Origin of the sequence: Pseudomonas sp. 8AS (genome assembly GCF_902506505.1) — a bacterium.
GTDB lineage: Bacteria > Pseudomonadota > Gammaproteobacteria > Pseudomonadales > Pseudomonadaceae > Aquipseudomonas.
Genome location: NZ_LR733406.1, coordinates 211,442 through 226,507 on the forward strand (window position 1 = coordinate 211,442; position 15,066 = coordinate 226,507).

A 15,066-nucleotide genomic window follows, 5' to 3' on the forward strand; every position below is an offset into this window, starting at 1 on the left:
GCCAATTCAGTGTTTGACGGTGGCCGTAGCGGCCGGCTTGCCGCCCTGGCCCTGCAGCACGTAGCGCGGCAGGCCCTGTTGTTCGTTGAGTTCGAGCACGCCGAGCAGGTCGCGCTGGTCGTTGAGCCAGCGGCTGGCCTCGTTGAACGAGGAGGTCAGGGCGTTCAGCGCCGTGCCGATCTGCTCCTCGTCGGTGGCCAGCAGGGTCTGTTCGCGGATCAGCGCGATCTGCTGATCGATGCGCGCCAGCTCCGCGTCCACATGTTCCTTGCGCCGCAATCCTTCGGCATGGGCTGCCTGGCGCGCGTCGATCACCTGCTTCTGCTGCTCCAGGCTACGGCGCAGGTCATCGGTGATATCCGTGGCGGCCAGGCGCTGGTCGATCTGCTCTTCCTGGCGCTGCAGTTCGGCGCTGTCCTGGGCCGCGGTGTCGACCACCACGCTGAGCGCCTGCCCGGCCACCAGCAGGCGCAGGTTGAGCCACACCAGTTGCTCCAGGCTGTCGGCATGGGAGGCCATCAGCGGCGAGCGGGAGAGCAGCTGCAGCACCTCGCGGGCACGCCCCTCGATGCGCTGCTGGCGCTGGCGCTGGCTGTCGCCGAGCTGGGCCAGGGTGCTTTCGTAGCGCTGCTCGGCCGGATCGACCCGTACTTCGCCGGCATCCACCGCGTTGCGAAAGCGCTGGTTGCTGGCCAAAAGGCCCAGGTAGGCCAGCTCCAGGCCGGCACCGAGCACCCAGAAGCCGGGGCTGATGAAGGCGCCGAGCAGGCCGACGGCGGCCAGCGCCAACCAGTTCGGCGACAGCGGCATGCCCAGCGGGCGGGCATTGAAGGCGGACCACAGATAACGCCCGACACTCATGGACTGACGGTCTCCTGGGCAAGGTGGCGCAAGGGCTCGGGAACGAAGGCCAGGTCGGTGGCCTCGCGAATGGCGAGGATCATCTGCTGGCGCAGCACCTGCTCGGCAACCGGCGGCTGGTAACCCTGCAGGCACTGCTTGAGCGCAGCCAGGGCCGACAGCTGGCTGGTGCGCACCTGGCGGTAGACCTTCACCGCCAGGGCCTCGGCGGCGCCGGGGGTGAGCAGCAGCGGCAGGTCCAGCTTGACCAGCTCGGCCAGCTCCAGCTTGAGGTCGAAGCGCCCCAGCAATGCCTTGAGCAATGCCGCGCTTTCTTCCACCGTGGTACTCGGCAGCAGCGGGATCTTCACGTCGACGCGGCCAGGGCGCTTGAGGTCGACCTCGATCAGGTCCGGGCGCGAGGAGGCGAGAATCCAGATCACCTTGCCACGGTTGTCGGCGCTGCCCATTTCCTGGGCGATCATCGAGTAGATGCGCCCGGACAGGCCGCTGTCGCCGCTGCCGCCGTCGCGCTTGCCGAGGCTCTGGTCGGCTTCGTCGATAAACACGATGCAGCGGCCGAGGCCGCGGATCAGGCGGAAGATCTTCTCCAGGTTGCCTTCGCTGGAACCGACCCAGCGGTCGCGGAAATTCTTCAGCTTGACCACCGGCACCCCGGCCTCGCCGGCCAGGCACTCGACCAGGTAGGTCTTGCCGGTGCCCACCGGGCCGCAAAAGATGTAGCCCTTGGGCAGCGCGCGCAGATCACTGGCCTGCCACAGCGCCATGTCCTGGCGCAGCCAGGTCTTCAGGGCATCCTGGGCGTGGTAGTCGTCGAGGGTACGCTCAGATTCGATGAATTCGACCAGGCCGGCGCTGTCGGCCTCGACCAGTTCCTTCTTCGCCTCGGCCCAGTCCTGGGCGCCGAGCACCTTGCCCTGGTGGGCGCGGCGCTTGACCAGGCTGGCCAGGGCGCTGAGGCTGACCCCGGCCAGGGCCTGCACCGCGCCGGGGTCTTCGCCGGCAAAGGCCTTGGGATGGTCGACCTGCAGCTGCGCCAGGCACTGCTGCAGGCTAGCGGCGTCCGGCAGCGGCACCTGCACCCGGTCGATACGCGGGTTGTTGGCCACCAGCGGGTGCAGATCGTTGAGGTTGTCGGCCAGCAGCAGGCTGGCGAAGGCCATGTCGCAGAACGGCGGCTCGGCGGCCCAGTCGCGTACCAGACTGGCCAGGCTGGCGCTGGCGAAGTCGCCCTGCAGGCTGGCCGGCAGCACCAGCTCGGCGCCGCGCAGGATCACCGCCACATGCTCGCTGTCGCCACGGCCGAGGGCACGCAGGTTGGCGCGGTAGCGCAGGTAGCGGCTGATCAGCTCCACCGCCTCGCGCGGGTCATGCGGCCAGGGCTGGATCTGCGCCGCGGCCGGCCATTCGGCGAAACGCTCGCCACCGCGCAGCAGACTCAGGCCATTGCCCGGGTCGTAGAGGAAGACGATGTCGAAGGTGGCCAGCAGCCTGGCGTCCAGGTAACGGGTCAGGCTGACCAGGCGGCCGTCCAGGGGAAAGCGGTCGGCGACGTTGCCGTACAGCACGAACTGGCCATGGGCGCCGCTTTCATAGGCCAGGCGCAGTTCGTCGAGCCAGTTGGGTACTTCCTGTTCCCGACTCATGGCTTACTGGCTTTCCGACTGCGGATTGCCACCCATGCTGCGGCTGGCTGCCGGGGCCTCGCTGCTGGCTTCGGCGCCGGGCAGGGCAATGCCTTCCTTGGCCGCGAACTCGGCCAAGGCCTGGTCGGCGAGGGCGTCCATCTCGGCTTCCTTGAGGTTCACTTCGCTCATGTCCATCGAGTCGCGGGCCATGCGCGCGCGGCCGGCGGCCTTGGTGCGTTCTTCCTCGACCATCTCGTGCAGGCGGTTGAGAGTGTCGCCGGAGCCGCCGATGGTGCTGACCATCCCGGCGGCCATCTCGTTCATCTCGGCCATGGCGGTCTTCATGCGCATGTCGTTGATCGCGCCCTTGAGCGCCTCGATCTTGCTGCGCGCGGCGTTCACCGCCACTTCGCGAGCCTTGGTCAGGTTCTGGTAGGTCTCTTCGGCCTGGGCCAGCTGGCGACGGTTCTCTTCCAGCTCGCGGGCCAGGCCCTGCAGGCGCAGGGCGTTCTGCGCCGCGGCCGATTTGTTGCCGGCGCGCAGATGCGCGGTGGTGCGCGCGTGCAGCTCGCGCTCCTCGGTTTCCTGTTTGCGCACCTGGCTCATCAGGCGCTCGGCCAGGCCGGCGTGGGCGGCCAGGCCCTGGTTGAAGTTGGCGATCTGCTTGCGCAGGTTCTCCTGCTCCAGCTCCAGCAGGGCTTCCGGGTTCTGGCGCTCCAGGTCCTTGATGAACAGGGAGAGGATGCCTTTGAAGACATTGGCGAGGCGGCTGAACATGAACAACTCCTTGCGATCTACGTGCAATCCATCGTGCACCGGCGCCACGGCCGGCAGGGCTTGGGGCATTCTTCGCGAGCGGGCGGGCAGATGCAACCGGGGCAGGTGAGTTTAGCCGGGTGACCTGCCGAGGCTTGGCGGCAGGTCACGTCCCATCGTTCAGAATAGATCGAGCTGGTTGCTGGCACTGGCGACTGCAGGCGGTGCACTGACCAGTACTGACGGCGTTATGCCCAGCCGCTCGGCCAACCCTGCCGCGCGTTCGGCCCTGGTGTTCACCGCCTCGCTCAGGCGTGCCGGCAGGCCCCAGATTTCCACCTTGTGCTTGGCGCGGGTGATGCCGGTGTAGAACAGCGCGCGGGTCAACAGCGGGCTGGGCAGCTCGGGCAGAGCCAGCAGCACTTCGCTGAACTCCGAGCCCTGGCTCTTGTGCACGGTCATGGCGAAGGCACTGTCGTGGCTGGGCAGGCGCGCCGGGGCGAAGGCGCGGTAGCCGTCCTCGCCCTCGAAATAGACGCGCAGGCCGTGCTCGCCATGCAGGCACAGGCCGATATCGCCGTTGAACAGGCCCAGCGCATAGTCGTTCTGCCGCACCATCACCGCGCGGCCGGGGTACCAGCGTTCGCGTTCGGCCAGGCTGTAGCGGCGCTTGATCCGTGCCTCCAGTGCCTCGTTCAACCCGCTGACGCCCCACGGCCCTTCGCGCTGGGCAGTAAGGGCGCGAAAGGCATTGAAGGCGGCGAAGGCCTCAGCCGGGTCGCCCGCGCGGGCGGCCTGCAGGTAGGGCCGGTAGCCCTGGTCGAGGCGATCGAGCAGCGCGGCCGGAGTCGGTTGCGCCTGCCAGTGCAGGTCGGCGCGCTGCTCCCTGAGCAGGTTCAGCGTGCCGGGCGCATCGCCGCCATTGATCCGCCGCGCCAGTTCGCCAATGCCGCTGTCGCCGGCGAAACGGTGGCTGTGGGTCAGCAGCACCACGGCATCGCCCAGCCTGGAGCGCGGCGGCTCGACCGGCACGGTTTGCCCGGTGAGGCGCTGCAGCTCGGCCACCGCCTGGGCGTCGAAGCCACGGCCCTCGCACAGTTCGGCGAACACCGCGCCGGCCTCCACGGCGGCGAGCTGATCCTTGTCGCCGAGCAGGATCAGCCGCGCATGGGGCGGCAGGGCGTCGACCAGCTTGGCCATCAGCGCCAGGTCGACCATCGAGGCTTCGTCGACCACCAGCACGTCCAGCGCCAGCGGCCGCGCCGCGTCGTGGCGCACCCTGGGCGTGTCGCCACGGCTGCCGAGCAGGCGGTGCAGGGTGCGCGCCTCTTCCGGCAGGGCGGCCTTGATCGTCTCACCGACCGGCAGATCGGCCTTGGCGTTGCGGATCGCCTCGGCCATGCGTGCAGCAGCTTTACCCGTCGGCGCGGCCAGGCCGATGGCCAGCTGGGCGCCACCCGGTTGTTCCAGCAGGGCGGCGAGCAGGCGCACCACGGTGGTGGTCTTGCCGGTGCCGGGGCCGCCGGAGATCACTGCCAGGCGCCGGCGCACGGCCTGGGCGGCGGCCAGGCGCTGCCAGTCGGGTTGCTGCTGGTTGAAAGCAAACAGGCGCGCCAGGCTCTCCGTCAGCACGCTTTCGTCGACCTGCGGCAGATCGCCGGCACGCGCCAGCAGCTGGCTGGCCAGCTGGCTTTCGTAGGCCTGGTAGCGGGCCAGGTACAGGTGCGAACCATCGAGGATCAGCGGGGCGAACTGGCCAGGCCCAGCGACCAGCGGCGAGGCCGCGAGCTGCTGGCGCCACTCGGCGAGCGCCGGCAGGACGAAGGCGAATTCCGCCCACGGCCGCTGCCCGGCCAGGCGCGCCAGCGGCAGGCACACGTCGCCCCGGCCCAGCGCCTCGCAGCACAGCGCGGCGGCGGCCAGCACGGAGTCCGGCGCCGTGGCATCGAGACGGCACAGGCTGTCGACCAGCGCCCGTTCCAGGGGGCCGAGGGGCAGATCGACCAGGCTCATTGGCAACTCCCGTAGGGTGCGCCGTGCGCACCGACACGCCCGTGCAGGTTCATGGTGCGCACGGCGCACCCTACGCGTTTCATTGACCTTCTCCGGCAAACAGATGATCCAGCGCATCCAGCAGTTCGTCGCTGGGCCGGGCAAAGTACACGCCGGCCTGGGGCATGCCGCGCAGGAACAGGTAGTAGGCGCCGCCGAGCTGTTCGTTCTGGAAGTCGGCCAGGCGCTGACGCAGGAAACGCCGCAGCGCCACCAGGTAGATCAGGTACTGCAGGTAGTAGTGCTCGCCGGCCAGGGCCTGCAGCAGGCGCTCACCGCCGTAGTGGCTGGCGTCCGGGCCGAGCCAGTTGGACTTGTAGTCGAGGATGTACCAGCGCCCGGCGTGCTCGAAAGTCAGGTCGATGAAACCCTTGAGGAAGCCCTTGAGGCTGTCGAACTCCAGGCGCTCGGCCGCCAGGCGCAGCGGCTCGGCCAGGCCCATGGCCGGGTCGCCGAGGATCGCGCGCAGGCGCTGCACATCCAGATCCGCCACCGGGAAGGTGAAGCCCAGCTCGGGCAAACGCCGCGCCGCCTGCAGGCTGGCCAGGGTCAGGCCGTGGCCGTCCAGGTCGCTGTCCAGCACCTGCTGCAGGTGCTGGCTGGCGATGGCCGCCCACAGTTCGGCATTGATGCCATGGGCGGTCAGCGCCGGTTCGACCAGCTCGGCCAGGGGCGCCTTGCCGCGCGCCCAGTCTTCGAGGATGGCGTGCAGGCAGGTACCGGCACGAGCGCCGCGGGGGAAGGCGAAGAAGCCGCTGCCCGGCTCGCTGGCATCCGGCATCACCAGGCCATCGCGATCCGGCGCTTCCATATGCATGCCGGCGGCCAAACCGGAGAAGCTGCCAATACGCCAGGCGCTGTGCAGGCTGCGCTGGAACTGCTGCAACCGGGCTGGTGGCACGGCACGCTGTTCGCCGGCGGCGCTGGCTTCGCGGTTCCACAGCGGCACGCGGGCGATCATCCCGTCGCTGCCCTCGGCCAGTTGATCCAGCTCGCCGGCCAGGGCGCTGGCGGACTTGTCGTTGAGGTGGCCGGCCAGCTCGGCGAGGGCGTCGGCGCCGCCCAGCTCGCGGCCGTGCAGCAGCCAGGCCAGGGCGCTGCTGTGCAGGCCTTCGTCGGGCAGGCCGCCGTCCTTCTTCGGTTTGGGCACGGCCACCGGGCCCCAGTGCAGCCACAGGCGATGCTCGGCGCGGGTCAGGGCCACGTAGGTCAGGCGCAGCTTCTCGGCGAACACTTCACGCCGGGCCGTCTGCAGGCGCTCGTCGAGGCGCGCGCTGCCAAGGTCGAGCAGCGGCTGGCCGTGTTCGTCGTGGCACCGCGCGCTGTCGGTATGCTGGCCGAGCAGGCGGCCGTCCCACAGGAAGGGGCAGAACACCAGCGGGTATTCCAGGCCCTTGGAGGTGTGGATGGTGACGATCTGCACCCGCTCGGCATCGCTTTCCAGGCGCAACAGGGCGTCCTCGCCGGCACCCTCGCTGCCGCGCTGGCCGTTGAACCAGGCGAGCAGGGCTTCCAGGCCGGGGCGTTGCAGGCTTTCGGTCTGCAACAGCTCGGCCAGGTGCAGCAGGTTGGTCAGCCGGCGTTCGCCGTCGATACCGGCGAGCAGGCGTTCGGCCACCTGCTCCTGATCCAGCCAGGTTCTAAAGACGCGCATGAAACCGTGCTGCTGCCACAGCTGGTGATACTGCTCGGCGTCGGCGCGTTCCTTGTCCCAGGCGCGTTCGTCGTCCTGGCAACGCGCCAGTTGCGCGGCGTCGCGGCCGAGCAGGCGGCTGGCCAGGGCATAGCGCAGCACGCCCTCGCGGCCCGGCTCGGCGTAGGCGGCCAGCACCGCGGCCAGCTCGGCGGCTTCCTCGCTGTGCCACACGCTGTCGCGGCCGCGGCGCACGCTGGGCACGCCACGGGCCGCCAGTTCCTCGGCGATGCTGGCCGCCTCGCGGTGGCTGGCGACCAGCACGGCGATATCGCCGCCCCTGAGCGGGCTGCGCACACCTTTATCGTCGAAATAGGCGGTGCCCTCGGCACTGGCGGCCAGCAAGCCGGCGATGCGCTGGGCGGTGTCGATGGCGGCGATCTCGCCAGCGCGGCCCTTGTTCAGGCCGTCATCACCCAGCCAGACCAGGGCCAGCGGCGCGGCGCTGGCTTCGTCCGGCAGCACCAGATCAGCCCGCGACTTTTTCCCGGCACTGACCGGCGGGTAGTCCAGGCCCTGCTCGGCGAACGGCTGTGGGCGCTCGAACAGGCGGTTCAGCGCATCGATCAGCGGCGGCGTGGAGCGGTAGTTGAACGGCAGGTCGTAGCGCCGCGCGGCAGCATCGCGAGCGGTGAGGTAGGTGGCCAGGTCGGCGCCGCGAAACGCATAGATCGCCTGCTTGGGGTCGCCAACGAAACACAGGTCGCCGCCCTCGCGGTAGATGCGATCGAAGATCTGGTACTGCACCGGATCGGTGTCCTGGAACTCGTCGATCAGCGCCAGCGGGTATTGCGTGCGCAGGGTCGTGGCCAGGTCGGCACCGGCCGGGCCGTGCAGCGCCTCGTTGAGGCGATTGAGCAGGTCGTCGAAGGCCAGCAGGCGCTGCGCCGCCTTGCGCGCCGGCAGCTCGGCGTTGAGCTGGTCGAGCAGTTCGACCTGCAGGGCGATCAGGCGCTGGCGACCGGCCGGCACGGCGGAGTCGAGCGCTTCGCTCAATACGTCGAAGGCTTCGGCCAGGGCGCCCTGGGGTGCGTCGAAGCCTTTCTTGGTGGCCTTGTGCAATGCGGTGGCGCCGAACTTGACCAGACCATCGGGCTGCTCGAACAACGCCGCCGGGTCGGCGAAATAGGCGTCCAGCTCGGCCGCCCACACCGGCAACTTGCCCAGCTTGTGGGTGCTCTGGCTCAGGCCACCATGCTCGCGCAGCAACGCGACGAAAGCCGCACCCTGTTCGCGCCACAGCTGTTCGGCATGTTCCCAGGCACTGCTGGCGGCATTCAGCTCGTCGCCACTCAAGGTCTCGCGCGGCTCGATGCGCAGGTAGGGCTTGCCCAGGTGGCTGCGCAGGGCCTGGCGCAGAGTAGCCGGGGTGATCTTCTGCTTGGCCAGGTAGCGTGCCCAGGCCGGGTCGGCGGCGGCCAGCACATGACGCCAGGCATCGGCGAGCAGGGCGTCGAGCACCTCGCGGTCGTCCTGGGTCAGCTCGGCATCGAAGTCGCCGCCGGCCTCGAACGCGGCGTCCTGCAGGGCGCGCTGGCAGAAGCCGTGGATGGTGAAGATCGCCGCCTCGTCGAAGCCGTGCACGGCCAGCAACAGACGGCGGCGCGCGTCCTCGCCGGGATGGCGGCGATGCAACTCACTGAGGAAGGGGTCGTTACTCGGCGTGCCTTCGTAGAGCGCCAGCAGCTCGGCCAGGCGCGCGCGGATGCGCTCGCGCAGCTCGGCGGTGGCGGCGGTGGTGTAGGTGACCACCAGAATCTGGCTGACGCTGAGCTGCTGCTCCAGCAGCAGGCGCGCGTACAGCGCGGTCAGGGTCCAGGTCTTGCCGGTACCGGCGCTGGCCTCGATCAGCGAGCGGCCAGCGAAGGAGGAGGTCTGCAAGTCGAGGCTCATGCCAGCAGTTCCGGGTGATGTTCGCGCAGCCAGTCGCTGACCCGCTGCAACAGCTGCTCAGCCTCGGCCTGGGCCTGTTCGGCCATTGAGGCACTGACCACATCGCCCGAATAGTCGATGACATTGCGCTGCTTGCGCAGGGTATCGAGCAGCACCATGGTCTGCCGGTCAATGCCGATGCTGTGCGGCAGGCTCTGAATCATGGTCTGGTGATGCCCCGGTTTGCTGGTCAGCGTGCGGTAGCCGTTGGCCTGCAGTGCCGCGTTGGCGGCTTGCATGATCGCCTTGTAGGCCATGTCGAAACGCCCCTCCGGGCTGATGCCTGGCAGACGCGCATCGGCCAGGCTGCGCGCTGCGGCCTCCAGCAGGCGCTGAATGGTTGGCGCATCCACGGCGACGGCTTCCAGCGACAGGCCGAGCAAATTCTCCAGGGTCATGCCTGCTCCTCAAGCCGTTGCAGCTCGGCTTCGCTACCGACGATAAACAGCTTTGGCTTGCCCAGCACATCGCGGACGAAGCTGCCTTGCTCTTGCACCAGCTGGCACCACTCTGCAGGCCGATAGACTTTCGGATTGATCTCGCGGCCCAGGCTTTCCTGCAGCGGATAGAGCGCTGCCACCGCCTCGGCGAAGCCGATCTCGCCGATCAGCAGCAGGTCGATATCGCTGTCGCCGCGTGCCTTGCCGCTGGCCATGGAGCCGAACACGAAGGCCACCTCGATCCGCTCCGCCATCGCCAGCAGGGCATCGGCAAGTACCTCGGCCAGACCGATGGTCTTGCGCAGGATGCTGGCCAGTTCCTCGAACACCGGGCACTGGCGATTGGCGCTGTACTGCAGCTGATTGCCGACTTTCTGCTTCGCCAGCAGGCCGGCGTCCGCCAGCTTGTTCAGCTCGCGGGCCAGAGTGCCGGGCTGGGTCGCAGTCAGCCGGGCAATCTCGCGCAGGTGATAGGCACGCTGCGGATGCAGAAGCAGCAGGCCGAGCACCCGACGGCGGTAATCGGTGAACAGCAGGGAGGCGAGGGTCATGGCGATATGAACTGTTGCTCTGAAGGCGACATTTGTAGCCTAAAAAGCAACACTTGAGAAGCCGGGCGCGCCATCACTCTTCGTCATCCGCGGCCAGGGCCCGAAGGGCTGGGCCGAGCAGTTGTTCGGCCAGCTGTTCGAAGCGCTCGCCCAGCGGTTCGCGCTCGCGGAAGGCCAGGGCGTTCCAGGGGTCGAGGGCTTCGCCGGGGATCGGGCTGAAGTCGGCACCGAGCCAGGCGGCCTGAGCCTTGTCACGAGCCGCATCGATGGGTTCCTTCTTGCTGCGCGCGCTGGGGGTGACCAGCGCCTTGGCGAAGTCATGGCTGCTGCGCGGCAGGAACGGCAGCGGCGCGCTGAGCGCCTCGCGGTAGGCGGCCAGCCAGGGCTCCAGCAGCTCACGTGGACTGGCCAGGGCACCAAGCTGCCAGTCGCCGTCAGGGCTGACCAGCAGGCTGTCGCGGGCGATGCCACCGGTAGCGGCGACATTCAGCAGCAGGTGGCGCAGCCAGAAGCCGGGCAGGTCCCAGGCGCTCGGTGCATTCAGGCGCCAGTCGAACAGACCACTGGAGGTCACCCCATCCAGCCAGCCATGCAGGCGCACGCCGGCCAAGGTGATATCCACCAGCAAAGGTTGCGGCGCTTCCGCCGGGCGCGCCTCGAACAGCCGCGGGGCGAAGGCACGCACCGGGCCGCGCAGCTTGCCCCACAGCGCATGGCCCAGCTCGCCGGTGGGCAGCCAGCCGGCGGCGCGGGCGATGCGGCGTTCCTGCTGCTCGCTCCAGTCGCGCTCCACCGCCTGCAGGGCCAGGTGGCGCAGGCCACGGCGGGCCGGGCCTTCGAGGACGAAAGGTTCGTCCGCGGCGATGGCTTCCTCGGCATCGGCCAGGCGCAGGCCCAGGCGCTGTTCGAGGAGGAAGCGCGCCGGATTGCGGAAGCACAGCAGCAGCTGCGCCGGCTCGATGGTCAACCAGTCCTCGCCCGGCTCCGGCAGCTGGGTGATGAAGGGCGGCGGGGTCAACAGCGGTGCCTCGGCCAGGCGTTGAGCGGCGCGGAACCAGGAACTGGCAAAGCCCAGCTGCTGGCCCGATTGCTGGAAGTTGCCGGGGGCGAAGGGCTGCAGCGGGTGGGCGACGGTGATGGCGGCGCTGGCCTTGCGCTCTTTCGGCTGCGATGCGTCAGTGCTGGCGGGATCGCGAGCAAGCTCGCTCCTACAAGGAACGACAGCGGTGATATCGACGGCTTCGAGCAGTTCGCTGACCAGCACCGAGGGTGGCAGCACCGCGTTGTCGCGCGGGTCGCGGCCGACGTAGCTGAGGTACAGGCCGTCGCGCGCCGAGAGCAGGGTTTCCAGCAGCAGGTAGCGGTCGTCCAGGCGCCGCGCGCGATCGCCACGCCGGGGCTTGTGGCTGATCAGGTCGAAGCCGGCCACCGGCGTGCGCCGCGGCAGGGCGCCGTCGTCCAGGCCGAGCAGGCAGACCAGGCGGAACGGCAGGCTGCGCATCGGCACCATGGTGCAGAAGGTCACCGCGCCGGTGAGAAAACCCGAGGCGCCGCCACCGGCCTCCAGCGCCGTGCCGAGCTGCTGGCGCACCAGGGCCAGCTCCAGCGGGCGCTCGATGCCGGCGTCGCTGGCCTGGCGGGCGAGGGCGGCGCAGGCCTGGCTGAGCAGCAACAAGGTATCGCCGGCTTCGCGCTCGTCGAACAGGCTGTCGATCAGCCCTTGCAGGTCCAGCGCCCAGTCGCCCAGCGGGCGTGGACGCTGCAGGCTCTCAGCCAGGCCGGCGAGTTTGCCGACGAAGGCGCACAGGCGCCCGAGCAGCTGGCCGCGCGCGCCTTCCAGAGCGTCCAGCGGCAGGCTGTCGCCGAGCAGGGGAATGCCCTCGCCGGCCAGTTGCGGCGGCGCGGCGAAGCCCAGCAGCAGGCGGTCGAGACCCTGGGCCCAGGTGAAGGCGTTGTCTTCCGGCAGGCCGAGGGCGGCGTGGTGGCCGGCATCGCGGCCCCAGCGCACGCCGGCGTCGCGCAGCCAGTCGCGCAGCAGCGGCAGGTCTTCGGCCTCGATGCCGGCGCGGCGGGCGATGGCCGGCTGCTCCAGCCAGGCGAGGATTTCCTCGGCGGCGAAGCGGCTCTCGGGCAGGGCGAGCAGGTCGATAAAGGCTTCCAGCAGCGGCAGCTCGGCACGCAGGCTGCGGTCGGCCAGGCTGAAGGGGATGCGCGGCGCACCTTCGCGTGGAGCAAAGACCGCCTCGATGTAAGGGGCGTAGCGCTCGATATCCGGGGTCAGCACCACCACCTGATCCGGCGTCAGGCTGGGCTCGGCGGCAAAACGGGCGAGCAGCTGGTCATGCAGGATTTCCACTTCACGCAGTGGTGAATGGGCGATATGCAGTTCCAGCGAGCGGTCGTCTTCGCGCAGCTCGATGCGCTCGGCCGGCTGGCGGGTACGCAGGCGCAGGATGTCGTGCTGCAGGGCGTGCAGCAGGCTGTCGTCGACCAGGTCGGCGTCTTCGCTGTACAAGCCGGTTTCCTGCCCGCCTTCGGCCGAGGCCAGGCTGAACAGGCTGTCGAAGAAGTCGCGGCCCTGCTTGCCGAGGCTGGCCAGCAGCGGGTGGCCGACGTCGAGGTACCACTCGTCGGGGCTCATCGCTTGAAAAATCGCTGCGCTCTGGGGCTGCCTGGCCAGCTCACGGATGTCGCGAATCTCGCCCCAGGCCTCGCGGCACGGGTTGAGGGCGAAGATGATGACGTCCGTGTGCCGCGCCAAGCCTTCGAGCACCCGCAGGTGATGGGGCGGCAGCGAGCTGATGCCGAACACCAGCAGGCGCTCCGGCAGGCCGGCAAGCGGTGCGGGGTCATACAGGCGCTGCAACAGGTCGTCGAGCAGGCGCGCACGGTGCGGGTGGCCGTCCTTGGTCAGCTCGCGCCAGAGCAGCGCCTGCCAGGCTTCGTCGGCGCCCAGGTCGCACAGCTCGCCACGCTCCCAGGCGGCCAGCCAGTCGTCGCGGTACAGCAGGTACTGGTCGAACACGTCGGCGATGCGGCTGGCCAGGGACAACCGGCGGCGCTCGTCGCCACCCTCCAGATAACGTTGCAGGCGCTCGGCGCGCTGCAAGTTGGCCGGCTGGCACAGCCAGTCATACAGGCGCCAGCTCAGGGTCAGCGGGGTGAAGGCGGACTGCTCGGGCAGCTGGCCCAGCACCAGGCGCGACAGCTCCCAGACGAAGGCCGCGGGCAGCTGCACTTCCAGCTGCATGGCGATGCCCTGTTCGCGGGCCAGCTGCAGGGTCAGCCAGCGGCCGATGCCCTGGCTCGGCACCACCACCCGCGCCGGGGCGAAGGGGTCGTGCGCAGGCGTGGCGAGCAGGCGCGTGGCCAGGGCGCCGAGGGTTTCCAGGTCGGGGGCGTGGAAGAGGTTGAGCATGGGCGGCCGGGCAGGTTGAAAAGAGCGTCAGGTTACCAGCAAGGTGCCGGGGCCGGCACGGCGAAAGCGCGACACCCGGCCGCCTGGTCGAATGCCGGCGGGTACACTCTACTGAAGGCAACTTTCCTGTTCGAACCGGGGGCACCATGACCGATCCACTCTCGCCAGCCACCCAGCCGGATGTCTACCCACTGCTGCAGACGCTCCATGCAAAGGGCGGCTCGGACATGTTCTTCAGCGTCGGCACGCCGCCGCAGATCAAGCTCGAAGGCCATACCGTGCCGTTGCCGGTCGCGCCGCTGCAGCCGGGCGAGGTGCGGCAGATGGCCTACCAGCTGATGAACGAGCGCCAGGTCGCCGAGTTCGAGCGTGACCTGGAGATGAACCTGGCGGTCAGCGTCGCCAGCTCCGGGCGCTTTCGCATCAACATCTACTACCAGCGCGGCGAAGTGGCGATGGTGGTGCGCCTGATCAAGAGCCAGATCCCCAGCCTGGAAGCCCTCGGCCTGCCGCCCCAGCTGGGCAAGCTGGCGCTGCTCGACCGCGGCCTGATCCTGGTGATCGGCGCGGCCGGCTCGGGCAAGTCGACCACCCTGGCGGCCATGCTCGACTTGCGCAACCGCAACAAGTCCGGGCACATCATCTGCATCGAGGACCCGATCGAGTTCCTCCACCAGCACCAGCGCTCGGTGATCGACCAGCGCGAAGTCGGCCTGGACACCCACAGCTTCGCCGATGCCCTGCGCAACGTGCTGCGCGAGGCGCCGGACGTGATCATGCTCGGCGAGATCCGCGACCTCGACACCATGCAGCACGCCCTGCACTACGCGGAAACCGGCCACCTGTGCCTGGCCACCCTGCACGCCACCAGCACCAGCCACGCGCTGGAGCGCATCGTGCGCTTCTTCCCCGAGGAGGCGCGGGCGCAGATCCTCGCCGACGTGGCGCAGAACCTGCTGGCCATAGTCGGCCAGCGCCTGATCCCGGCCCTCGACCAGCGCCGGGTGGCGGCGGTCGAACTGATGCTCGGCACCGCGCATATCCGCGACCTGATCCAGCGCGGCCTGCTCGACGACCTGCGCGAGGCCATCGGCCGCGGCCGCGAGCAGGGTCTGCAGACCTTCGACCAGCACCTCTACGAGCTGTTCGAGAGCGGGCGCATCTCGATGGAGGAAGCCATCCGCCACGCCGACTCGCGCACCGACCTGACCCTGCGCATCAGGCTCGGCCACGGCACGGCCGGCGAGGGCAACCTGCACCTGCTGCACGACGCCTGAAGCGGCACCACGGCGCGCCGGGCGTTGACCCAGGTCAAAACCACCTGGCCAAGGGCCACCTAGAGTGCCTGTCCGAAATCCAGCGCTTGCCCCGTAGTCATGCCGCGAACGACCCCCACCATACTGGTCACCGACAGCGACCAGCAGATGGCCTACCGCCTGCGCCGCCTGCTGCACGACGAAGGCCTGAACTGCGCCGTGCTGGCGCGCCCCGAGGACTGCAGCCAGGCGCCCCTGTGCGGCTGGCTGCAGAACCGGCCGCTGCCGGCCCACGCCAGCCTGCATGCCAGCCTGGCCGACGCCATCGAAGTGCTCGAGCGTTCCCGGCATGCCTTCAAGTCCCGCGACCTGGCCGACCTGCGCCAGCGCCTGGAGCAATTGCTCGGCGAATTGTCAGCCGCGCCGGAATAAGGTAGAAAAGGCCGCAGTAGGTTCCGCCCACAGGCGGAGACCGGCTT

Annotated in this window: 10 protein-coding genes; 2 read left to right on the top strand and 8 right to left on the bottom strand. The window is 69.4% G+C overall.

The genetic code is table 11. From position 1 onward, the window contains the following. Positions 1-6 precede the first annotated feature (6 nt). The 8 genes from GV001_RS00935 to recC form a co-directional block, all read right to left on the bottom strand. Positions 7-861, bottom strand: a complete 855-nt coding sequence (locus GV001_RS00935) for a hypothetical protein (protein ID WP_160077229.1) — start codon at positions 859-861, stop codon at positions 7-9. Beyond that, on the bottom strand, positions 858-2,507 hold the full coding sequence (locus GV001_RS00940; protein ID WP_160077231.1) for an ATP-binding protein: 1,650 nt from the start codon (positions 2,505-2,507) through the stop codon (positions 858-860). The genes GV001_RS00935 and GV001_RS00940 overlap by 4 nt, the downstream gene beginning before the upstream one ends. Before the next feature lie 3 nt (positions 2,508-2,510). Further along, complete coding sequence (locus GV001_RS00945) at positions 2,511-3,266, bottom strand: PspA/IM30 family protein (RefSeq protein WP_160077233.1); 756 nt, start codon at positions 3,264-3,266, stop codon at positions 2,511-2,513. Between the two features lie 159 nt (positions 3,267-3,425). After that, positions 3,426-5,258: an exodeoxyribonuclease V subunit alpha gene (recD, locus tag GV001_RS00950; RefSeq protein WP_160077235.1), complete on the bottom strand. Its 1,833-nt coding sequence runs from the start codon at positions 5,256-5,258 to the stop codon at positions 3,426-3,428. A gap of 79 nt (positions 5,259-5,337) precedes the next feature. After that, positions 5,338-8,883, bottom strand: coding sequence for an exodeoxyribonuclease V subunit beta (gene recB, locus GV001_RS00955; protein WP_160077237.1), 3,546 nt, complete (start codon positions 8,881-8,883; stop codon positions 5,338-5,340). Beyond that, on the bottom strand, positions 8,880-9,320 hold the full coding sequence (locus GV001_RS00960; protein ID WP_160077239.1) for a DNA-binding protein: 441 nt from the start codon (positions 9,318-9,320) through the stop codon (positions 8,880-8,882). Before GV001_RS00960 ends, recB begins: the two co-directional genes overlap by 4 nt. Then, complete coding sequence (locus GV001_RS00965; protein WP_178091789.1) at positions 9,317-9,913, bottom strand: nucleotidyltransferase domain-containing protein; 597 nt, start codon at positions 9,911-9,913, stop codon at positions 9,317-9,319. Before GV001_RS00965 ends, GV001_RS00960 begins: the two co-directional genes overlap by 4 nt. Before the next feature lie 73 nt (positions 9,914-9,986). Beyond that, a complete protein-coding gene (recC, locus tag GV001_RS00970; RefSeq protein WP_160077241.1) occupies positions 9,987-13,331 on the bottom strand; it encodes an exodeoxyribonuclease V subunit gamma in 3,345 nt (1,114 codons plus the stop codon). 146 nt (positions 13,332-13,477) lie between these two features. On the opposite strand from recC, the gene GV001_RS00975 reads away from it, so the two are divergent. Both GV001_RS00975 and GV001_RS00980 read left to right on the top strand, forming a co-directional pair. After that, on the top strand, positions 13,478-14,608 hold the full coding sequence (locus GV001_RS00975; protein ID WP_160077243.1) for a PilT/PilU family type 4a pilus ATPase: 1,131 nt from the start codon (positions 13,478-13,480) through the stop codon (positions 14,606-14,608). A gap of 99 nt (positions 14,609-14,707) precedes the next feature. Next, entirely contained in the window at positions 14,708-15,019 is a 312-nt protein-coding gene (locus GV001_RS00980; protein ID WP_160077245.1) for a hypothetical protein, read from the top strand. Positions 15,020-15,066 lie beyond the last annotated feature (47 nt).